We start from the raw sequence: 20,737 nt of genomic DNA on the forward strand, positions 1-20,737 counted from the left end.
CGACGTTTCAGCCGCCCGGCCTGTTTGTCTGTCGTCCGATTAGGACGCAGGCTTGATGAAGAAGGCAAGTGTGTCTTCGTCAAAGCGCGGCAGGAATTCAAGCATCCCCGCCTTGGCGCCCCAGACCGTCTGAAGCTGCACGAGGGAGATATAGGCCTTGTCCGCCATCACCTTTTCCATCGCTTCCTCATAGGTGGCGCGACGCTGATCGGGGTCCATCATGGTGGCACCTTCCTGCAACAACCGGTCCACATCCGCGTTTATGTATTCGATGCGGTTGAACGCACCCAGCTTCACCTCCGGATTGTTGGAATGTGCCAGCCCGCCAAGGGTATAGGATGCCTCACCCGTCAGGGTGCCCCAGCCGTTCATGAACATGGAGTATTCCAACCGTGCCTGCGCGGGGAAATAGACGGTTTTGGAAATCGCATTCACGTTGGTCTTGATACCCACCTGCGTCAGCATCTGACCCAGACCCTGACAGATCGCGCCGTCACCCGGCAGACGATCCCCGGTGCAATAGAGATCTACCTCGAAACCGTCGGGATAGCCTGCATCGGCAAGCAGTTCCTTGGCTTTCGCCGGGTTGTATTCCGGCATCGGGATGTCCTCATTCGAACCGAAGAAACCCGGAGGCATCATCTGGTTGGCGGGCTTGCCCAACCCTTCAAGAACGATATCCACCATGGTCTGACGATCAATCGCGTGGTCAATCGCCTGCCGGACTTTCAGATCACGAAACGGGTTCTCATCCAGATCGGACCCGTCGATAGCGCGCACCAGCGGTGTGTCCTCGCGCTGATCAAGCTGGAGGTTCATGATGTAGACGCTGTCGCCCTTGACGGCGTCAATGTCGGGATCACGCTCAAGCGCCAGATAGTCTACGGAAGAGACGTAGTTGATCACGTCAACCTGTCCCGCCTTCAGCGCTGCCAGACGAGAACTGTCATTGGGGATTTCCTTGCGGATCACGGTTTCCCATGCCCCCATGCCACGCCAGTAATCGTCATTGCGTTCCAGCACCAGATCGCCCTTTGGCTCCCAGCTGACGTACTTGTAGGGGCCGGTACCCACGGTTGCCGCGCCGGAGTTGAACCCTTCCGCGGCGGTTTCCGGCGTGGAGTAATCCGCAGCGGCGTCAGAGGAAACGATGAACAGGCGAATGAAATCATTCGGCAGCGTCGCGGCCTGACCGTTTGTGTTGATGTGGATGGTGTAGGGGTCGATGATATCGACACTGGCCACGCGGCGCACGTAGATGGCGGTGGTTGTCGGACCTGTCACAACCGGAATACGCTCGATCGAGAATTTCACGTCTTCCGCATCAAAGTCGGACCCGTCATGGAATTTTACGCCCTCACGCAGCTTGAATTCCCATGTATCTGCATCCACCGGCGCCCAGCTTGTGGCCAGTCCCGGCTCAATCTGAAGGTCGGTGCCGGACCAGACGAGCGTGTCGAAGATATGCTTGGCCGCCTCCGCGTGCGGGCCAAGTGCGGAGAAATGCGGATCCATCGATTCAGGTCCGCCGCGCACGCCCATGGTCAGTGTCTGCGCCGACGCGGCCCCCGCCGCCGTCAGGCCCAGCGCAACCGCCAGAGGTGCAAGGAATTTCTGGTATTTCATGATTTTCCCTTCCCGTTGGTGGAGGAGACAGAGCGCCCCATCCAATTGCTTGTTATTCATTCGTGTTCCATTTGGAACTTGCTTTCCCAGAATGAGAGCAGATAATGGGGTCGTCAAGTTCAATCTGGAACTCAACCGTTCCGGCAAGGGGTATGCGTAGTTATGGCAGGTCCGCAGACGGCGTGTGATCAAGAATTCGGCAAACAGGGTGCCGGGCAGAACCCTGACATGCTGAATGCAAAGTTGTGGGACAACCCCTGCCCTTTTACGTTTCGGATCAACTACCTCGCCCTGCTTTACAACACGCCGCTTTATACTTGGATACAGGACACCTATGGGCTGAAGCGCCCGGAATATGTCGTTCTGTACTCGTTGGCGCTGGCAGATGGCGGCAGCGCGCGGGACATTTCGCGCACGTCCGGATTTCCGAAGAACACCCTCAGCCGCGCGATCAACCGGCTTGAATTGATGGGTCTGATCGAAGCGCGCAGCAAGGCCCCCGGCGGCGGACGCAGGCAGGCGCTGCATCTGTCCCAGAAGGGGTGGCGCATGATCGAAACAACCCGCCCCGCGTTTGAGGCGCAGGAAAAGCGAATGCTGACGGTCCTGTCTGACGGCGAACGGCAGATGCTGTCGGAACTGATGTCGAAAGTGGTGCTGGGCGCGCAGGACTGGGCCGGGGACCTACCGTCCGAGGCGCAAATTGCAATTGAGGGGAAGCCGCAATGAAGGTCGCAGACATGAATTGGCGCGATGTCGAAGCGGCAGCGGCGCGCGATCCCCGCTGTGTCCTGCCCATCGGGTCGACCGAACAGCACGCACAATTGTCCTTGTGCGTCGACATGATCCTTGCAGAAAAGGTCGCTGCGGACGCGGCGGAGCCATTGAACATCCCCGTCTTTCCGGTGATGCCCTATGGCCTTGCACCTTATTTCAATGGCTATCCCGGCACCATTTGCCTGCGGGTAGAGACGCTGATGGCGGTGATGCGCGATGTGGTGGCGTCACTGCGGCGCTCGGGCTTCCGGCGTATCCTGATCGTCAACGGTCACGGGGGCAACAATCCCGTGGGGGCCTTGGCACAAGAAATCATGTCCGACCACGCGGAGATGTCCATCAAGTTCCACAACTGGTGGAACGCGCCCGATACCTGGGCAAAGATACAGTCCATTGATCCCACCGGCTCGCACGCCAACTGGATGGAGAATTTCCCCTGGACGCGGCTTGCCCATGCGGCCGCCCCGGAGGGCCGGAAGCCGGGCATCGACATGAACGCGATGAAAGCCGCACCCCCTGATCAGGTGCGTGACATGCTGGGTGATGGGTCCTTCGGCGGGCCATGGCAACGTCCGGACGCAGAAATGCTGGCAATCTGGGAAACCGGGGTTGCCGAAACCCGCGCGGTGCTGGAAGGGCCCTGGGCGGTTTCGGGCGATGGCTGAACCCGTCCTGATCTGGGGCGCGGGCGCCATCGGCGGTATTCTGGGGGCCTATTGGGCGCGCGCGGGTGTGCACGTTCTGATGGTTGATATCGTGCCAGATCATGTCACTGCCTGCGCCACGGCAGGACTATCCATCGAAGGGCCGGTGGAGGAGTTCGTGCAGGTGGTGCCTTGCGTGACCCCGGACAAGCTGGAAGGCACCTACAGCCGGATCGTTCTGGCTGTGAAGGCTCAGGCAACCTCGGCGGCCCTGTCACAGCTCGCACCGCATCTCGCGGAAGACGGATTTGTCCTGTCAGCGCAAAATGGTCTGAATGAGCATGTCATTGCGCAGCACGTCGGGACGGAACGCACCATGGGTGCCTTTGTAAACTATGGCGCGGACTGGCTGGGGCCGGGGCGCATCCTGTTCGGCAACCGGGGCGCGGTCGTGGTTGGAGAGATTGACGGCACCACGCGCACGCGCACAACCGAAATGCACGGGCTTTTGCAGATTTTCGAACCGGAGGCGGTGCTGACCCCGGACATCTGGGCGTATCTCTGGGGCAAGCTGGGATATGGCGCGATGCTGTTTGCAACAGCGCTGACCCCCGACAGCATGACCCGGAACTTTGCTGACCCCGCGCGCGGACCGGCCCTGATCGGCCTGGCTCGCGAGGTGATGCGCATCGCCGTCGCCGAGGGGGTTGATCCCAAGCCGTTCAATGGATTTGAACCCGCTGCCTTCCTGCCGGGCGCCTCCGACGACGGCGCGCACCAAAGCCTTGCCGATCTGGCGACATTCAATTCAAAGACAGCCAAGACCCACACCGGTATTTACCGCGATTTGGCTGTGCGAAAACGCAAGACAGAAGTGGACCCACAAGTGGGGGCGGTGGCCGCCATCGCCCGGAAACACGGTATCGAAACGCCGTTGCTGGATAGGCTTGTCATCCTGATCCACGACATTGAGGAAGGCCGTCGCGAAATGTCGGTGGATACCTTTCACGAACTGACCAAGGTGCTGAAATGACCGCGCGCAAGGCGCTGGTCACGGGCGTTGTAGGGGGTATAGGTGCGGCCATCGCCGCGCGGCTTGCAGCTGACGGTGCATCGGTTGTGGTCAGCGACCTGCCCGGTGACGCCATCGTGGAGGCGGCTGATCGGCTCGGTCTGCCTTGCGTAGGCGCAGATCTGGGCGAACCCGCTTCAGCAAAGGCCGCCATGGCCCGGCTTGAGCGAGACCATGGCGCGCCGGATATCCTAGTGAATGCGGCAGGGGGCGTGCGCAATCAGGTTGGCACCACTCTGGAAGAGGTCAAACCAGAGGATTGGAAATGCATCTTTGCCATCAACGTGGATGCGACGCTCTATCTGTCACAAGCCTTGGTCCCTGCGATGAAGGCAAAGGGCTGGGGCCGCATCGTGACGATCAGTTCCGGTGCAGGACTGCGCCCCAGCCTGACCGGCATCCACGCCTATACGGCTGCGAAACACGCACTGGTCGGACTTACCAAACAGCTAAGCCTCGAACTTGGGCCGCATGGCATCACCGTGAATTCCATTGCTCCGGGTTTTATCCTGTCAAACCCGGCCACACGGAGGCAATGGGAGGCATACGGCCCCGAAGGTCAGGCACAGCTGATCAAGCGCATTCACACCCGAAGGCTGGGTGCACCTGAAGACATTGCGGCCGCTGCTGCATTCCTCACCTCGACCGAAGCCGCCTGGATCACCGGCCAGATCCTTGGCGTTGATGGCGGGATAACCTGAAAAGAAACAAGATGACCGATCCCGTTCTTGAACACGCCCTTGCCCAACAGCCCGCGTTGATAAAGACGCTGAAGGCCTTGGCCGCCTGCCCGTCTGTCGGCGCTGATCCGGCGATGGCGCAGGGGATGGAGGACGCGCGACAGATCATCGAAACGCATCTTGACGCAATGACCTTTGAAAACAGGCAGCGCCTGAGCCCCGCCAATGGCGGCGGACAACCTGCAATCTATGCCGAACGCATGGACGCACCCGGCAAGCCTACGATCCTTGTTTACGCCCATTACGACGTGCAGCCATCCGATCCGCTGGACAAATGGCAAACCCCACCGTTCGAGGCGACAGAAAGGGATGGCAAGCTTTTTGCCCGCGGGATTTCGGATGACAAGGGCCCCATGATGATCGCGCTGGACACGCTTGCAGCCTTCGTCGCGGTGGAAGGACGCTTGCCCGTCAACGTCAAATTGCTGATCGAGGGGGAAGAGGAAACCGGCTCTCCTTCGTTGCCGGGAATCCTTGAAACACATGCTGAGCTTCTCAAGGCGGATGCGGTCTTGTCCGCAGATGGTGCGCGCTGGCGGCCCGATCTGGTGGCGCTGAATGTCGGTTCACGCGGGAACGCCGGGTTTGAAATCCGCGTTGAGACCGCCGCGCAAGATTTGCATTCGGGCCGTTTCGGGGGCATCGTCGCCAACCCGCTTCACGTCCTGTCCACCTTGATCGCAGGCCTGCATGACGACCGTGGCCGCATAACGGCATCGGGGTTCTATGATGGCGTTGCTGAGCCGACCAATGCCGAACGCACGGAAATCGCATCGATCCCGTACGACGAAGAAGCCGCGTTCCAGGCCATTGCGGCCGCGCCCGTGGGCGAGGAAGGTTACACCACACTTGAACGCCTCTGGATGCGCCCCACGCTGGATGTGAACGGCATGTGGGGCGGGTATACCGGGGCGGGGTCAAAGACGGTGATCCCGAACGAGGCTTTTGCAAAACTTACCATGCGTCTGGTACCCGGTCAGGACCCGGACCACGCAAAGCAATGCGTGATGAACCACCTCAAGGCGCAGCTGCCGCCCGGTACACGGCTGGAAATCCATGGGGACAGGGGACAAGGGGGGGCCTATGCCGTGCCGCCCGACCATCCCTTGCTGAGCGCTGCGGTGGCCGCGCTGGAGCACACGACAGGACAGGTTCCGCTGAAGGTCCGCATCGGAGCGTCACTGCCACTTACCGAAATCGTGTCCCGCGTTTTGGGATTGGATACGGTGATGTTTTCCTTTGCCCTATCGGACGAGAACTTTCACGCCCCCAACGAATTCTTTCGCCTTTCCTCCATCACGGAAGGTCTGGCAGCCTGGGTGCAGATCCTGCGCGAGATTGCACAGCTTAGCCCGCAAGATTTTGACGCGTACAGACGGCAGTGACCGGACAGGCCGCCCCCGACAACAGGTACGGCGCCATCCTGCTGATCGCAGCCGCCGCCGTTTTTACCGCCGATGTGACGGTGTTGCGTTTCCTGTCGCCTGAGGTTCCTTTCGCGCAGATCATCTTCTTTCGGTCGCTGTGTCAGCTGGGGATCGTTGCTGTCTGGATCACCTTCACCAAGCGTGCGCTGTTCCGCTCCGGGCGGAAGCCACAGTTGGTGGTGCGCGGCCTGACGAGCCTTGTCTGCTGGTGGCTCTATTATGCCAGCTTTCAGACGCTCGATCTTGCGTTGGCATCCACGCTGACCTTTACTACGTCGCTTTTCGTGGTCGCTTTGGCCCCTCTGGTTCTGGGCGAAAGGCTTGGCCCGTTGCGCGGGTTGACCACCGTTCTGGGGTTTTTCGGCGTGCTCCTCGCCAGCGAGGTACAGGGCCTGACCCTGCAGCCGGGCATACTGTTCGGCCTCGGCTCCGCCTTCGCGGCGTCGATCCTGATCTTTCAGAACAGGGTGCTCGCCCGGACAGAGCATACCGCGACGATCATGGTCTGGATCGGTCTTGTCGCCAGCATCGGCACCCTGCCCAGCGCCGTCCTTGGATGGACCATCCTTGCACTTGGTGATGTCGTGTTGCTGCTGAGCGCGGGGACACTCGCAACACTAGGAATGCTTTTCACCGTGGAGGCTTATCGGCACGGCGAAGTCTCCGCGCTGGCCACCTTTCCTTACGTTCGCATCCTGTTTGCGCTTGGTGCGGGCTATTTCCTGTTTTCGGAAACGGCCAGTTTGCGGGAATTGGCCGGCGCCGCAATCATTGTGGTATGCGGCCTGCTGGCACGCGAACACCGTCGCAGCGTCGCCCCCTGAGCCTTCATTGAGAGTTCACATGGTTGATTCAGTCGGGCAATCAAAGTGACAAACTGTTAGGGCCCACTTCATGATCCCGGGGGGTGTTCGTAGGAATTGAGGGGGTGACTACGCAATGCGATCTCGCCTATCGTTGGGACTGAACGGATCGACCCGGATGTCGGCAAAGCGTGGATGAAATTCGCAGCCCCTCCGAAACCAGATGAACGTCATGCCGCGAAGCCGGAACACCATCTGGCAAAGACAAACGGATAACGGAAGATCAAATGGAATTTGACTATGTCATCGTCGGCGGCGGATCAGCGGGATCGGTGCTGGCTGGCCGATTGTCGGAAGACCCGGATACAACCGTGTGCTTGCTGGAAGCCGGTGGAGAGGGGCGCGGCATCCTTGTACGCGCGCCATTGGGGACTGTTGCGATGTTGCCCGGCCGCCCCAAAATCAACAATTGGGCCTATCAGACGGTGCCACAGGCGGGATTGAACGGGCGAAAGGGGTATCAGCCGCGTGGGCGTGCTCTGGGTGGTTCCAGCGCGATCAACGCGATGCTTTATGTACGCGGACACCGCGATGATTATGATGAGTGGGCCGATCTTGGCTGCACCGGGTGGGGCTGGGAGGATGTCCTGCCCTATTTCAAAAAGGCCGAAGCCAATGCACGCGGTGCCGATGCATCACATGGCGAACAGGGCCCCTTGCAAGTCTCTGACCAACAAGAACCGCGGCAAATCTCCCTCGACTTTGTGACTGCGGCGGGGGAAATGCAGCATCGCACCTGCGAGGACTTCAACACCGGGGACAACGAAGGAGCAGGCCTCTATCAGGTGACGCAGTTTCATACCCCGGACAAGCGCGGGGAACGCTGTTCGGCCGCGGCGGCATATCTGCATCCGGTGATGGACCGGCCAAACCTGACCGTCCTGACCAAAGCGACGGCATCCCGCGTCCTGTTCGCAGAAAAACGGGCAAACGGCGTGGTCTATGTTCGAAACGGCACACGGCAGACGGTCACCGCCCGCCGGGAAGTACTGCTTTGCGGCGGCGCTTTCAATTCCCCACAATTGCTGATGCTGTCAGGGATCGGTGATCCGGCACTGCTCAAGAACCATGGCATCGAACCAGTACATGCGTCACCCGAGGTCGGACAGAACCTGCAGGATCATCTCGATTTCATCCTGTCGTATCGAACGACACATACCAACACCCTCAGCCTCGGACCGCGCGGGATTGCACAGATGATCGGGCAGGCCTTTCGTTGGGCGCGAACAGGCCGCGGCATGGTTGCCAGTCCCATCGCGGAGGCAGGCGCGTTTCTGAAGACGGACCCGTCGCTGAGCAGGCCCGACATCCAACTGCATTTCACAATTGGCATCGTCGAAGACCACGCGCGGAAAATCCGCTTGGGGCACGGCATCAGTTGCCATGTCTGCAAGCTGCGCCCGAAAAGCCGTGGGTCGGTTTTCCTGAATGACAGCGATCCGACAAGCGCACCGGGGATTGATCCCGCCTACTTGTCCCACCCAGAGGATCTGGAGACGTTGACCAAAGGCGCCCAGATGACCCGGAACATCCTGCAGGCGCCAACGCTGGCCCCGCAACTGGGCAAGGAGTTCTTCCTGCCGCCCGAACTGGATGAGGCAGGGTGGCATCACCATATCCGCGCGCGGGCTGACACGATCTATCACCCCGTCGGCACCTGCCGGATGGGGGTCGGCACCGCAGCAGTGGTCGACACCAGCTTGAGAGTTAATGGCGTGGAAGGCCTGCGCGTTGTAGATGCATCGATCATGCCGCGGCTGATCAGTGGGAATACCAATGCGCCAACCATCATGATTGCGGAAAAGGCCGCCGACATGATCAGGCAAAACGCCTGAGGTCGGCTTACAGGCCCGCGCGAAGCCCTGCGGGAGATCCGAAAAAATGCACGGCCATATTGTGCGATGCTGAACACAGCAAACCATGGCGATCCCTGAAAGCGCCATTTAGCGTTCCGAGGGATTCCAAAGAAGAATCTCAAGTCCCTCAATTAAATGTAGAAAAGCTGCTTTATATGTCCCGTGTGATCCGGTACATTCCAAGAACGTCCTGACGAATGTGGGGGAAGAATTGGGGGAAGAGCCTAATGGCCAAATCAAATCTGACTGCCACCTCCGTCAAAAGTGTATCTCAACCCGGCAAATATCATGACGGACAAGGAACAGGCCTCTATTTGCGTGTTGATCGCAACGGTTCACGCTTCTGGGTGCAACGTGTCACCATCAGAGGTAAGCGGCGTGAGCTAGGCCTCGGCTCTTTCCCTATGGTGTCGTTGGCAGAGGCCCGGGAACAAGCAGCAGAAAACAAGAAGCTCGTACGCGCCGGTCGAGACCCCCTAGCCGAAAAGAAAAAGGCACGCGTCATGCTGACCTTCCAAGAGGCGGCACTCAAAACTCATGCAGAAGTCGCCCCCTCGTACAAGAACCCTAAGGACGCCGCTGCGTTTCTCTCAACACTGCAAGCATACATGTTCCCTCGCATTGGAACGATTCCACTCGCAGAGGTGACCAGCGCAGATGTACGACGTGCAATCTTGACAGCACGAGAAAAGACGCCCGGCATAGCGCGCAAGCTTGTTCATCGGACTTCCCGAGTGTTCAAATGGGGCATCGCAGAGGGTATGTGTACTGGCAACCCGTCGACCGGTGAAGCTTTAGCTCTGCCGCGGCTGCAAACGGCGGTTCAGCATCGCAAGGCACTCCCGTACAAACAGATCGCCCAGTGTATCGAAATTGTGCAGGCCTCAAGAGCTGGAACGACAACAAAGCTAGCCTTAGAGTTCCTAATCTTGACTGCGACGCGGTCGAAGGAAACACGGGAGGCACACTGGGATGAGATTGAATTGGGCGATGACGGCGGCTTCAAGGGCACGACTTGGATCATTCCCAAGCAGCGCGCAAAGATGAAGCGCGATCATCGTGTGCCGCTATCTAAACGCGCTGTGCAGATCCTAAGCGAAGCAAGGTCTTTGTCTGACGGTTCGAGCTTGGTCTTTCCCGGAACAAAGCATGCCCGGCCCATCTCCGACATGACGCTGTCCAAGTTGGTCAAAGAGCTGGGGTTCGATGCTGATGTACATGGGTTTCGTACTTCCTTTCGCACATGGACACAGGAGCAAACCAAGTACCCTAGAGAAGTTGCTGAGGCTGCATTGGCTCACAAGATCGGAGACGCCGCAGAACAGGCCTACGCTCGGAGCGACTTCTTGGAAAAGCGTCGCCAGATGATGGAGGACTGGGCGAACTATCTTTCAGGTGCCACATCTCCCGTGGTCGTCAAGCTGAAGATTTAGTCGCGGCGGTTGGAATGGAAAGAAAGGAGGCACTCGATGAGATTGAGGAGTTTCTCAAGAAGGCGTTCGAAAGCGCGAAAAAAGCAGACAGAGATTTAGCAAAATGGACACGAGCCTTCCCTGATGGGGTCATCCCCGAACTGTCTGACAACGGCGAGATTGCGAACATCAGTGTATACCCAAACCACGTAGATCACAGCCACATAGATGAGCTCTTGAAGCAAGCCTTGAATGGAGATGCCCTAGCTTTTGACGCTGTCATAGTTTGGGCAGGATGGCACCTTCAGGGATACAGAAGCATTCCGCACGAAGAGATAACTACCTTCGTCGGACGATATCTGTCTGGTTTCAATACAAGGCCAGCGGGCAACCGGGGCCGGACCGAAAATTCGGTGGGCAACACGCTTCAGCATGCAATCATCCGCCATGCAGTTTGGATGGTGAAAGGCTGGGGCTTTATCGTGGCGCGAGACAACAAGACAGAACACGCAGATACCGCCTGTGACATTGTGGCAGACGCCATGGTTAGCTTGAAGCTGAGACCAGCTTCATATGACCATATCCGGCGTATCTGGCACAGCGGTCTAAAGCTGGGCTAAGCTTTTTATTTACCCGATAAAACGCAGGGGTACAGCCTAAGTAACTCCTGCGATGCTCCTAGATGTCCGAGACTGACACAGAAGGAGCTAGAAAATCCCAAACAAAATTATCCGGCGCCCAGTCGTCGAAGACCGCACCGGCCTCTCGCGATCAACGATCTATGCGATGATTAAGGCCGAGGCTTTCCCGAGGCCGATCCAACTTGGCAAACGCGCAGTTGGTTGGTCTGAGGAAGCGATAACCGCTTGGATAGAAGAGCGCGAGAACGCGTCGAAGTAACGGCGACGCGCTCTTCAATCTCAACTTCAGCCACAGCGGTTCCCGAACAAATCAGAGACAGAAATGACCACCAAGTCACATTGGGGACAGACCCCCTTTGTCTTTCAACAACGGACAACTTGGCCTGCAAACCACAAGGACCAAAACCGATGGCCACTAGAAACCAGAGCCGCGGCGCTCACCGAACTTTCAAGGATTGTCGCATGCCCAAGCAAGAAACACTGCCGGACGAAATTCCTAGATTGTTCGGCGACTACGAACTGATCATCGACCGGTGTTGCGGAGGCGATCCGAAGCTCAAGCGCAGAGTTGCGGAAGCCGACGTGGATGGTCGGCGAGGTTTGGCCGTTCTAAAGTACTGGATTGCAAAACTTAAGGTTCAACTCCCGCCCGATATGGTCTCAACCATGGAGACCTGCGAGGAAGACCAAGAGTATTATGTCGAGAAAGAGAACGACATGCGTAACATACAGACGCATGGCTCAATGCGACGCGTATCAATCACACTCGAAGGTAATCGGTATCGACGATCGTTCGAAACAATCGATGCCGCTCGCAGGTGGCGTGACCGGATGTATCTACTTCTTTGGTATCTCTCCCAAGAAAAGTCCTTTGAGCCAGATCTTTTTTGACCCTTATTTTCAATAAGTTACCAAAGGTAACTTGGGGCAGATAGAGCACCGCAGGTCGCAACTACCGTGACACCCGAAATCTGACCCAAATCACCCCGTTCTGAACGAGGTGGCTTTTCCTCCAGAGTACCCGGGCCAAACCATGGCGTGGGGTAGCAATGTGTTTGGTTCAAGTTGGCGACTGCCCAAACACGCTAAACTGCTAGCTCGATTTGAGGTCGAGCGCAATGAGCAGCGCCAACCACGGTTTTGCAGGGTTCCCGTCGCCAAACCCGCCCAAGGTGTCTCGGCTGGACCCAGTGGAAATAACTGAGCAACGAAAAAATTCCGGGCACTGGTGTCCCCATTCCATCCCGGAGCCGTGGCGCAACAGCCTTGTGACGGTCCAACGCCGTGGTAACCGAGAGGGCCGGATTAGACCCCCCGGCAAAGTCGGTCCACGGTGGTGCAGCCGTAAGAAATGCATCGGCAGACGTGCTGAGAAGCACGGCCCAATCGGGCAAGGACAACCGAGTATGCAGCACAAAGCTCCGGATGGTCTCCGGCGTGAGTCCCTCAGCTTAATGGGGTTACCACGGCAGAAAGGGGGAGGACTCCGTTTGGCGTTACGCATGTTCGTTGCCTGCCACCGGAGCGAGCTCCTCTGCCACGCTCCGGAACTGTTCAAGCGCCGCCTCCAAGTTCTCGACGATCTCAGTTGCAATCACGTCAGGTTCGGGCAAAGCGTCGATGTCTTCGAGGCTGTCGTCTTTGAGCCAGAAAATATCCATGTTGAGTTTGTCACGCGCGACGAGGTCGTCGTACGAGAATCTTTTGAAGCGATCCGTCTCTTCGCGCTTCTGATAGCAGGAAGCGAAGTCGTCGAGATCGGACTGGACCAGCTTCTTTGTTTTCAGGGTTTTGTGGACATTCGTCCGGAAGTCGTAGACCCAAAGCTCTCGCGTCTGAGCTTCCCGTGACGCCGCCTTCTTATCAAAGAAGAGGACGTTTGCCTTCACACCGGGGCTGTACCAGATGCCCGTCGGCAACCTTGGAAGTGTATGGAAGTTGAAACCTTCAAGCAGACGCTTTCGAATGCCTTCACCGGCGCGCCCCGCCTCGAAAAGCACGTTGTCAGGCAACACTGATCAGCCCCACCTAAATGGTCCAGTTTGAATGTTAGTGCATGATCGGCCTGGGTTCCATCGGGACGATGGTTTCCGGAGCCGGTGGGCGGTAGCCTAGAGCACTGTGTGGTCGTTTGGTGTTGTAGTGGTTCCTCCATTGTTCAGTCAGGATTTGTGCTTCCCGCAGGCTGAAAAAGACCTCTCCATTGAGCAACTCGTTTCTGAAGCGCGCGTTGAAGCTTTCGCAGTATCCGTTCTCCCAAGGTGATCCCGGCTCGATGTAGGCGGTCTTTGCCCCGACCGCTGCGATCCAATCTCTAACGGCCTGTGCAATGAACTCTGGGCCGTTGTCTGATCGGATGGCCGCAAAGCACCTCAACCTGCCGTAGCTTCGTGACAATCTCTTCCGGCTTGTGTCGTTTGATTCCCATATTCGATCCTCCGTTTCCTAACTATAGGGGCGGACCACTTCAGTGGGGGAGGATCACAGTTTGCAACCCAGGCATTACTTGATGGCAGATGGCTGGTACCTTCTGTCTCTAAGTTGCTGAAAGAAGCTGCGCATTGCCATTTGACGTCTGCAACATTTTTCTCATACTTCTTGGGTATCTGAACTAGAGAGCTTTCCCGATTTCTTGAGACTATAGCCCCGCTTCGGCGGGGCAACTTTTTGTCAGGGACTGCCCACATGTCCAAAGCTCTTGGGGGGCAACAACCTTCCCCTTGTCGAGATGTCTCTGAACTTGTTACATGATAACATAGATTTGTGATATTGAACGAGCCTATACTATGTCCAAGAGCAGACGTTTTGCTCAAATTGCTATGTTGCGTGCCTGTGCAAGGTTCACTTCATCAGGCGTTTGGGTTGCTCCACCCACATACCCCAACTGCGCTTGGGACATGATTGAAGCGGGCCTGATAAAGCCCGACAAGAGGATAACGCTGTCTGGACGGTTCACACTCTTCATGCTTGGTGAGGGGCCAGATCCTATGCCTGTTCTGGTTGAGGCAAAAAGCTCCAGGCCGCGATAGCCCTTAGCGCGCCTCAATTCAGCGCCTAGAGCAGTGACTTTCCTTCGTTTGGACATGGATCGGTGCCAAAAGCGCCCAACAACTGGTGTCTTCTTTGCGGCGCTAGAAGGAATTGCAATGAGACATCACGACTTCAAACTCATAGACGGCGGGTTAGCGGGAAACCGCACCGGGGATTTGGGCGACTGGCAGAGAGTGCCGCTTGCACCAATCAGATGTGAAGCCGAGTGGCTGGCTGCCTTCGAGAATCCTGTTCGTGATGTCAGGCGCGAGAAAGGCGAGCTCGATCATCTGTTGAACGCGCCGGGATGAGATGCCGTATGCCTTGGCGATCTCTGACAACGTCTGGCCCGCTTTGATCAACGCAAACCAGTGATGCGCTGTCGCGATGTTCTTGATCAGGGTGTCATCCCGCTCTGGGGGATCTTCCGCAAAGATCAGCTTTGTCTCAACGCCACGTTTGCGCAGCTGGAACGGCGCTGTGAGGGTCAGGTGGTCTTCGGCGAGTTCCTGGTGATCTTGCTCAAACAGCTTGCCGAGCTCTTTCGCATGTATCCGGATGCTGAGTTCGCCTGCGTTCCGCCGTGACCTCCCGCTCGAACTGCGCAAAGGACAGCAGCATGTTCAGTGTCAGCCGTCCCATGCTGGTTGCGGTGTTGAACGATTGGGTGACGGAGACAAAGGAGGCTTGGGCCGCATCCAGGATGTCGACGATCTTTGAGAAGTCTGCGAGGGAGCGAGTGAGCCGGTCGATCTTGTAGACAATGATCTGATCAACACGTCCGTCGGCAATGTCCTGCAACAGTTGTTGGAGCGCTGGCCGCTCCAGGGACCCGCCTGACAACCCGCCGTCATCGTAGTGCTCGGGCAGCAGCACCCAGCCTTCATGTTTCTGGCTGGCGATATAGGCCGCACAGGCCTCGCGTTGTGCGTCCAGTGAGTTGAACTCCTGCTCCAGGCCATCCTCAGAGGACTTGCGGGTGTAGATGGCACAGCGCAGCTCCTTCATGTCCGGCCCCCTGCCCCACCGGTCAACCCAAAGAAGCGCGGGCCTGACCATGTGGCACCAGTGATATGTTTGGCGATGGCCGAGAGTGACGACCATGTTTTACCATCCATCTCAAAGCCATTCTCTGTCACATGCACCTGATAGGTTCGGCCGTTCCACTCCCGCACAAGATGCGTGCCTGCGCTCAGCTTTGCCGGGGCTACCTTCTCGACAGCTTCCCCCTTCGCAATCTGTCGCAGCACCCGACGGGTGGCGGCGGATAGCCCGCCCAGTGCTTTGGATTGCTGTTCATAGTGGATCGCCTTTTGCATGAAAGGCACCGACAGGTATCCTGGCGGAGGCGGTCCAAAGACCGCCTCCCATTGCTCCACCGTTGCAGGACGCTCCGGGTTGGGATCACGCCCCATCTATTGCTGCCGCTGCTGCTGTATCCTTTTGCTCAGCTGGCGCAGACAAAATACGGAACTTTGACATGCCACCCTTGGCGGGCCTCTCCCCTGCCACCTCATAGCCTGCTTTGCGCAGCCCGCTCATAGCCGCCCGCGTCGTGTGCTGCTGCCAGCCCAACTTGTCACTCAGTGTCTTGATGTCAGCCCCGGACTTGGTTCCCAGCAGCTTGATCAGCTGCGCTTTCTTGGTCATGCGGGCGGTGGCTCCTGGTTGGGTTCTTGATTTGGTCACGTCTGTCTCCTCAGATGATCAGCGGAGAAATTCCGCTGCTACTGAGCAGAGCCCGGGCTAAGCGGGCAACGCATGCGAATGGGCCATGGCGTGACAACAGTACCGCTCCGGTGGCCAGCGAAGTCCAGTCCGATCAGCGAGGAAACCGGAAATACTCTGGATATGCAGCCGCAGCGAGAAGCAGCATGGGCGGAAACCGGACCTTCGCTGCTTAAGCAACACATTCGCCAACACTAGACGAAAGCGGTCATTCGCAAGCACTAATATGCCCAAACTAAATTTGCTGCCCAAGAAGTCAGCCTGTGGGATCATAGACTTTCAGTATTCGGCGAACCTGAGTTGCCGTGCCCCCTTTGTCAGTTTTGAGCTCAACCTTTATTTTTAAACCGACTGCCATCGCCTCTAAATCAGAAGTGCTGAGAACCGAAAAATGAAAGAAGGCTGTGCGCTCGGAGTCATCTAGCTGAACGAACCCATAACCTCGATCATGAAACACCCGAATGACCTGGCACTTGACGACTTCAATTTCCGTAGGATCATTCTTAATTGAATGGATTTTCTGAACTGAGAGGCCTTTAGATGAAGACCCTACGTCACAAACGATATCGTCTCCGTCATTGAGCCCATCAAGTCCCGAGGACTTAACAGTCTCCATATGAACGAATACGCCTCCGCTCACGCCACCAATCTCAACAAATCCAAATCCTTTCCTTGAGTCGAACCAATCCACAACTCCGACGACGTTTCTCTTTGAAATGGATATTGTGTCTCCGGCACTCGCTTGTGACTTGCTGTCTGCCGTTCCGAGCCGCCTGATTAGCCCGATTAGCTCCGATTGGCCCTGGTAGGCTGGAGAGCTTGTAGCGTGTTGTAGATGTTGCGCATCTTCGATCAGGAGATAGTCAGCAAACACTTTTCGGATCGTATCATGTCGATCTCTTGGTGAGTTCTTCGACAGATAGGCTTGGCCTATCTCATCGGCCTTGCTTTCATCTGCTATAGACGTCGTCAGAGCCATTTGAGAGAAGAAAGCTCGGTTTGTTGTCGCAAGCTGCACATGAGCCTTACCTGCAAATGTTATTGCCAGTTTTTGCCCTGCCGCTACGTTTGGAACAGACACATCGTAGGGCTCCATAAGTCGCGCCACGAACAGTCTGTTGAGTACGCTGAGACAGGCTGCTTCTGAACATCCAAGAACATCAAAGTAGTCAATAATCGATTGTACGCTGACGTGCTTGTCTTCAATGTTTCGTTCTGTAAGGGCAACAGCCTCCAGAAAATACAGGATACGAATGGCTAGTAGAGGTGACTCTTGGTAGTTCTTATCGATCTGAAAAATAGGGAAAATTTCGTGTTGGTCGGATTGTCGAAACAATGCGTAATCACCCCTAAGCAGAGCATTTGTGAACTTGAGGTATCCAATCGAAACTGGCTGGCCTGCGACAAAAGTTGCAATCAATTGGTCCACGCTAAAGACTGCTGACGTCATAACTCTGCGCGCCAGTGATAGTGTCCGCCTTATGTTATAGTTGCAGAGCTCACCAAGCGTCTTCGAAGTAAACTCGTGATCGACAAAAACTTGCTCAAGCACGGCCGCAAACCCATCAAGGTTCTCAATGGAAACTCTGATGCCCTTTGACGTAAAGTAGTCTTTCCTGTCGTCTTCTGTGTCAAAGACATCGATCTTTGACCGTAAGTAGTCGATGCGTTTACGGAAGACGTCCCTAGGAGAAGGGAGAGGTGGTCGCGGAAATTCAGACCAGTCATTAAGGTGGATCGCATGACGAAAGAAGTGATCCAGAATGAAGAAACGAAAGAACCACTCACCCGAGTTTAAGGCCAAGGTTGCGCTTGAAGCGATCCGCGAGGAAATGACATTGGCGGAATTGTCGAAGAAATATGGTGTGCATCCAACCCAGATCGGGACTTGGAAGCGCGCGGCGATAGAGAACATGGCGACGGCCTTTAGCCGCAAAGGTTCAACGCCCGAGCCAGTGAGTGCCGCTGACGTCGATAAGTTGCATTCCAAGATTGGCCAGCTTGTTGTGGAACGGGATTTTTTAGCGGACGCCTCGCATCAGTTGCTCGGGACGCGAGGCAAAAAATGGTGAGCCGGAATAAAAAGTTAAGCATGCGTAAACAGTGCGAACTGTTGCAGCTGTCACGGTCGCGCCTTTACTATCAGCCCGTTGGTGAAAGTACTGAAAACCTGCGTTTCATGAAGATTATCGATAAACAGTTCCTGGAAACACCATGGTACGGATCACGCCAGATCGCGCGCTTCATGCAGCGCAACGACCACAAATGTGGGCGGCATCGCGTGCGCCGTTTGATGCGCCTCATGCGATTGGTGCCGATTTATCAGGAACCAAACACAAGTAAGAAACATCCTCAGCATAAGATTTGGCCATATCTGCTGCGCAATGCGGTGATCGACCGCCCAAACCAAGTCTGGTGCGCAGACATCACCTATATTCCGATGCGGCGCGGCTTCCTGTATCTCGTGGCGATCATGGATTGGTACAGCCGCAAGGTCCTGGCTTGGCGATTATCAAACAGCATGGATGCGGACTTCTGCGTTGAGGCCCTAAACGAGGCCTTGGCCAAGCACGGCACGCCGGAAATCTTCAACAGCGATCAAGGCAGTCAGTTCACGAGCGGCGTTTGGATCGACGTACTGACAGACGCGAAGATCAAGATCAGCATGGATGGCAAAGGCGCATGGCGCGATAACCGCATGATCGAACGATTGTGGCGATCCCTGAAGTATGAATGCGTCTATCTCAATGCCTTCGAAACTGGTTCAGAAATGAGGAACGGGATCAGTAAATGGCTGACCTACTACAACTCTGAACGCCCACATTCGACCCACGGCATATTGACCCCTGATGAGGCCTATGTCAGCAAAACTGAACCAATGAGAACAGCAGCCTAAATCAAACCCTGATCCATCTTAACCACGCTGCAAAATGGTCTAAAATCTAAGACCACCTCTGGGGTCGGCAGGAAGAAGGACTTCGACGAATATATTCCAAAAATGTCCGACTTTGAAAACGCCCACGCTGACTTGTCGGTAATAGGAAAGATGACCAACGCGTGCTTTGCGTGTCTTCTCAAGGCTTGTGCCAACTGAAAGATATCCGTTTTTTGCTCGAACGAGAACTCATCGATGTTATCGATAATCAAAATAGGCAGTCTTGCACGATTCGTGACAATGTCAGCCAATAACCGCTTCAGGTATCCTTCCCGGTCGTTTTCTACGCGGTCCTCCAGGAACTTTCCAAACTCGATTTTGAAGGCCGCCTTGTCTGACTTGTAGAGCTCTGCACCGGCCCCTTCGGCACGCCTACGGTATTCGCGAAAATACATCCCAACCAAGTCATCCCAAGTGGGTGCGCCACCCTCGAAGACTTCTCGTTCAATCTCTTCGATCAATCTGTCGATCATCCAAGTGACCATGCTATCTTGATCGCCGGATGCATCCAGACAGCTGACACGAACATCAACGCAGCGGTCCCGCAAATTTTTTGACAATGTCTTTCTGAAGAACCGATCCAGAAATGTGGTTTTTCCTGCTCCGGTCGGACCTACGATGAACACTGTTTGCCCTTCATCGACGTCCACGGAACTTCGCACAACGTCTTCCAAATGGCCGTCGAGGTCGTTTGCAGCTGGGTTGATGTTACCCAAAACCCGCGCCGTCATTTTTTCTAGAGAAAAGTCGGCAACCCTACTTTCTCGGGTCTCGACGAAGCATTCAATGAGAAGGTCAGGGTCATCGTCACCGCGCATGCGCCCAAAGTACACGTCAAAAACACGGTCAAGATCGAATGCTAGTGGGGACTTTTGGGCGATCCGAATCTCAGCCTCATCGAAAGGACTGACAAGCTTTCGCTCAAAGGCACTTCTTCGGTTATGAAGCTCATCAAACATTTGGACATAAGTGCGCTTCGCAACTTGGGTTTTCGCCAAAAGATCGAAGAAGACGGAGAAATCTTCTAGTACGGCGTCCAAAGAGGGAAATACGAATGCCTCTACTGCTCTATAGTTCTTGCCTGGGACATGCGTTTTGAAGACTATCCAAGAAAACCCGTCGGTAAGGACTGCAAACGGCAGCCCTTCTTCGCTTGCATAGGAAAAGGCTTGCTGGATGCCTGCTGTTGCTGACTTTAGGGCTGGACCAGAAACGCGCAAAGTACGGAATTTCTTCTGTTCAGCAACAGCAATGTCAAAAATGCCTTGCCGCTTCGCTTCGACCACAAAAGTCGGGTTTCCAAGCATGCTCATGAGGTAGTCAGAAAACCCACTCTGATGTTTGCGCTCAGAACCAATGTCAGAGGTGTCCCATCCTAGTACATCAGTAAGAATCCTAGTGATGATTTGCACTTTCGAGTCTTCTTCAGACACGATCTTTTCGCGATGCTCATCGACGCTTTTCAAGAGCGCCTGGAATCTATCGTGGGCTTGGTCTAGCTCGGACAAGTGACAATCCTGATTTCTAATTTTTGTCTGATTTTCATCAGTTTCAGACCTTTTCGAATGACTTGCAATGGCATGGTGGGGGTACGGCGCATTCTGGAACTATACGACCCAAAAAGAACCATCAATCTTTACGCTTTCAGACGCTTCGTGCAAAGAAGGCTTTCCGGCGCACTGTGAGTTATTACTGCTTTACAGCTCGCGGATGCAGCGAAAGGCAGCTTTGCGGGCTGCAGCTGCAGCGTCGAGCAGCTGTGGTCAACGGCGGCAATGGGCCGTACCTGTATCAGGTTTTGGACTAGCCTTCGGCAGACTCAAGCTTCCATGCGTCCAATAATTTCGGAAGTGCAATCTCCCAATCCAAAACCCCGGTTTGGGCTGCCCACGAAAGGTACTGACCTTCCAAATCGGCCTCAAGCTTGGGAGATGCGCCAGCCAGATTGTTCAACTCAGTGCGGTCGGCTTCCATTTGGACAAGACC

19 protein-coding genes and 2 pseudogenes are annotated in these 20,737 nt (G+C 56.0%); 13 read left to right on the plus strand and 8 right to left on the minus strand.

What is annotated here, in order from left to right; translation table 11 throughout:
• Positions 1-39: 39 nt before the first annotated feature.
• Positions 40-1,626 carry an ABC transporter substrate-binding protein gene (locus tag AB4X18_RS04690; RefSeq protein WP_370402522.1) on the minus strand — a complete coding sequence of 529 codons (1,587 nt, stop codon included), beginning with the start codon at positions 1,624-1,626 and terminating at the stop codon, positions 40-42.
• Positions 1,627-1,788: 162 nt separating this feature from the next.
• On the opposite strand from AB4X18_RS04690, the gene AB4X18_RS04695 reads away from it, so the two are divergent.
• From AB4X18_RS04695 to AB4X18_RS04745, 11 genes are all read left to right on the plus strand, one after another.
• Complete coding sequence (locus tag AB4X18_RS04695) at positions 1,789-2,355, plus strand: MarR family winged helix-turn-helix transcriptional regulator (RefSeq protein ID WP_370402523.1); 567 nt, start codon at positions 1,789-1,791, stop codon at positions 2,353-2,355.
• Entirely contained in the window at positions 2,352-3,068 is a 717-nt protein-coding gene (locus AB4X18_RS04700) for a creatininase family protein (protein ID WP_370402524.1), read from the plus strand. The genes AB4X18_RS04695 and AB4X18_RS04700 overlap by 4 nt, the downstream gene beginning before the upstream one ends.
• Positions 3,061-4,080 (plus strand): ketopantoate reductase family protein, encoded by a 1,020-nt coding sequence (locus tag AB4X18_RS04705; RefSeq protein ID WP_370402525.1) that lies wholly within the window; start codon positions 3,061-3,063, stop codon positions 4,078-4,080. The genes AB4X18_RS04700 and AB4X18_RS04705 overlap by 8 nt, the downstream gene beginning before the upstream one ends.
• Entirely contained in the window at positions 4,077-4,820 is a 744-nt protein-coding gene (locus AB4X18_RS04710; RefSeq protein WP_370402526.1) for an SDR family NAD(P)-dependent oxidoreductase, read from the plus strand. The genes AB4X18_RS04705 and AB4X18_RS04710 overlap by 4 nt, the downstream gene beginning before the upstream one ends.
• 11 nt (positions 4,821-4,831) lie before the next feature.
• Entirely contained in the window at positions 4,832-6,244 is a 1,413-nt protein-coding gene (locus tag AB4X18_RS04715) for a dipeptidase (protein ID WP_370402527.1), read from the plus strand.
• Positions 6,241-7,110, plus strand: a complete 870-nt coding sequence (locus AB4X18_RS04720) for a DMT family transporter (protein WP_432817134.1) — start codon at positions 6,241-6,243, stop codon at positions 7,108-7,110. Before AB4X18_RS04715 ends, AB4X18_RS04720 begins: the two co-directional genes overlap by 4 nt.
• 266 nt (positions 7,111-7,376) lie before the next feature.
• Complete coding sequence (locus AB4X18_RS04725) at positions 7,377-8,984, plus strand: GMC family oxidoreductase (protein ID WP_370402529.1); 1,608 nt, start codon at positions 7,377-7,379, stop codon at positions 8,982-8,984.
• A 248-nt stretch (positions 8,985-9,232) separates the two neighbouring features.
• On the plus strand, positions 9,233-10,438 hold the full coding sequence (locus tag AB4X18_RS04730; RefSeq protein WP_370402530.1) for a tyrosine-type recombinase/integrase: 1,206 nt from the start codon (positions 9,233-9,235) through the stop codon (positions 10,436-10,438).
• A 14-nt stretch (positions 10,439-10,452) separates the two neighbouring features.
• On the plus strand, positions 10,453-11,037 hold the full coding sequence (locus tag AB4X18_RS04735; RefSeq protein ID WP_370402531.1) for a hypothetical protein: 585 nt from the start codon (positions 10,453-10,455) through the stop codon (positions 11,035-11,037).
• Between the two features lie 109 nt (positions 11,038-11,146).
• On the plus strand, positions 11,147-11,317 hold the full coding sequence (locus tag AB4X18_RS04740) for a helix-turn-helix transcriptional regulator (protein WP_432817408.1): 171 nt from the start codon (positions 11,147-11,149) through the stop codon (positions 11,315-11,317).
• Between the two features lie 203 nt (positions 11,318-11,520).
• Complete coding sequence (locus AB4X18_RS04745; RefSeq protein WP_370402532.1) at positions 11,521-11,949, plus strand: hypothetical protein; 429 nt, start codon at positions 11,521-11,523, stop codon at positions 11,947-11,949.
• 605 nt (positions 11,950-12,554) lie between these two features.
• Here the strand turns inward: AB4X18_RS04745 and AB4X18_RS04750 are convergent.
• Positions 12,555-13,073: an N-6 DNA methylase gene (locus AB4X18_RS04750; protein WP_432817135.1), complete on the minus strand. Its 519-nt coding sequence runs from the start codon at positions 13,071-13,073 to the stop codon at positions 12,555-12,557.
• Positions 13,074-13,107: 34 nt separating this feature from the next.
• Positions 13,108-13,422: pseudogene (locus tag AB4X18_RS04755) on the minus strand (integrase core domain-containing protein); the annotation flags it as partial.
• 782 nt (positions 13,423-14,204) lie between these two features.
• On the opposite strand from AB4X18_RS04755, the gene AB4X18_RS04760 reads away from it, so the two are divergent.
• Positions 14,205-14,399 (plus strand): hypothetical protein, encoded by a 195-nt coding sequence (locus AB4X18_RS04760; RefSeq protein ID WP_432817136.1) that lies wholly within the window; start codon positions 14,205-14,207, stop codon positions 14,397-14,399.
• 256 nt (positions 14,400-14,655) lie between these two features.
• Here AB4X18_RS04760 and AB4X18_RS04765 read toward each other — a convergent pair.
• From AB4X18_RS04765 to AB4X18_RS04780, 4 genes and pseudogenes are all read right to left on the minus strand, one after another.
• Positions 14,656-15,096, minus strand: a pseudogene (locus tag AB4X18_RS04765) (recombinase family protein); the annotation flags it as partial.
• Positions 15,093-15,503 carry a DUF2924 domain-containing protein gene (locus AB4X18_RS04770; protein ID WP_370402535.1) on the minus strand — a complete coding sequence of 137 codons (411 nt, stop codon included), beginning with the start codon at positions 15,501-15,503 and terminating at the stop codon, positions 15,093-15,095. The pseudogene AB4X18_RS04765 and the gene AB4X18_RS04770, both read right to left, overlap by 4 nt.
• Positions 15,493-15,738 carry a DUF3489 domain-containing protein gene (locus AB4X18_RS04775; protein ID WP_370402536.1) on the minus strand — a complete coding sequence of 82 codons (246 nt, stop codon included), beginning with the start codon at positions 15,736-15,738 and terminating at the stop codon, positions 15,493-15,495. Before AB4X18_RS04775 ends, AB4X18_RS04770 begins: the two co-directional genes overlap by 11 nt.
• 334 nt (positions 15,739-16,072) lie before the next feature.
• Positions 16,073-17,245, minus strand: coding sequence for a cold-shock protein (locus AB4X18_RS04780; protein ID WP_432817137.1), 1,173 nt, complete (start codon positions 17,243-17,245; stop codon positions 16,073-16,075).
• 334 nt (positions 17,246-17,579) lie between these two features.
• Here AB4X18_RS04780 and AB4X18_RS04785 point away from each other — a divergent pair.
• Positions 17,580-18,712, plus strand: a protein-coding gene (locus AB4X18_RS04785) for an IS3 family transposase (protein ID WP_370399034.1) whose coding sequence is annotated in 2 segments (ribosomal slippage) — positions 17,580-17,859 and positions 17,859-18,712 — 1,134 coding nt in all. Because the reading frame shifts where the segments join, the coding sequence is not laid out codon by codon here.
• Here AB4X18_RS04785 and AB4X18_RS04790 read toward each other — a convergent pair.
• Positions 18,709-20,259: an AAA family ATPase gene (locus tag AB4X18_RS04790; protein WP_370402538.1), complete on the minus strand. Its 1,551-nt coding sequence runs from the start codon at positions 20,257-20,259 to the stop codon at positions 18,709-18,711. The genes AB4X18_RS04785 and AB4X18_RS04790 overlap by 4 nt on opposite strands.
• Between the last annotated feature and the right edge of the window lie 478 nt (positions 20,260-20,737).

Source organism: Sulfitobacter rhodophyticola, assembly GCF_041281685.2.
Classification (GTDB): domain Bacteria; phylum Pseudomonadota; class Alphaproteobacteria; order Rhodobacterales; family Rhodobacteraceae; genus Sulfitobacter.

What these genes read in the sequence shown, in the direction of transcription:
- AB4X18_RS04775 (WP_370402536.1), bottom strand. Translation starts at nt 15,738, where the DNA reads ATGACCAAGAAAGCGCAGCTGATCAAGCTGCTGGGAACCAAGTCCGGG.
- AB4X18_RS04730 (WP_370402530.1), top strand. Translation starts at nt 9,233, where the DNA reads ATGGCCAAATCAAATCTGACTGCCACCTCCGTCAAAAGTGTATCTCAA.
- AB4X18_RS04695 (WP_370402523.1), top strand. Translation starts at nt 1,789, where the DNA reads ATGGCAGGTCCGCAGACGGCGTGTGATCAAGAATTCGGCAAACAGGGT.
- AB4X18_RS04725 (WP_370402529.1), top strand. Translation starts at nt 7,377, where the DNA reads ATGGAATTTGACTATGTCATCGTCGGCGGCGGATCAGCGGGATCGGTG.
- AB4X18_RS04770 (WP_370402535.1), bottom strand. Translation starts at nt 15,503, where the DNA reads ATGGGGCGTGATCCCAACCCGGAGCGTCCTGCAACGGTGGAGCAATGG.
- AB4X18_RS04760 (WP_432817136.1), top strand. Translation starts at nt 14,205, where the DNA reads ATGAGACATCACGACTTCAAACTCATAGACGGCGGGTTAGCGGGAAAC.
- AB4X18_RS04710 (WP_370402526.1), top strand. Translation starts at nt 4,077, where the DNA reads ATGACCGCGCGCAAGGCGCTGGTCACGGGCGTTGTAGGGGGTATAGGT.
- AB4X18_RS04735 (WP_370402531.1), top strand. Translation starts at nt 10,453, where the DNA reads ATGGAAAGAAAGGAGGCACTCGATGAGATTGAGGAGTTTCTCAAGAAG.
- AB4X18_RS04745 (WP_370402532.1), top strand. Translation starts at nt 11,521, where the DNA reads ATGCCCAAGCAAGAAACACTGCCGGACGAAATTCCTAGATTGTTCGGC.
- AB4X18_RS04700 (WP_370402524.1), top strand. Translation starts at nt 2,352, where the DNA reads ATGAAGGTCGCAGACATGAATTGGCGCGATGTCGAAGCGGCAGCGGCG.
- AB4X18_RS04705 (WP_370402525.1), top strand. Translation starts at nt 3,061, where the DNA reads ATGGCTGAACCCGTCCTGATCTGGGGCGCGGGCGCCATCGGCGGTATT.
- AB4X18_RS04690 (WP_370402522.1), bottom strand. Translation starts at nt 1,626, where the DNA reads ATGAAATACCAGAAATTCCTTGCACCTCTGGCGGTTGCGCTGGGCCTG.
- AB4X18_RS04715 (WP_370402527.1), top strand. Translation starts at nt 4,832, where the DNA reads ATGACCGATCCCGTTCTTGAACACGCCCTTGCCCAACAGCCCGCGTTG.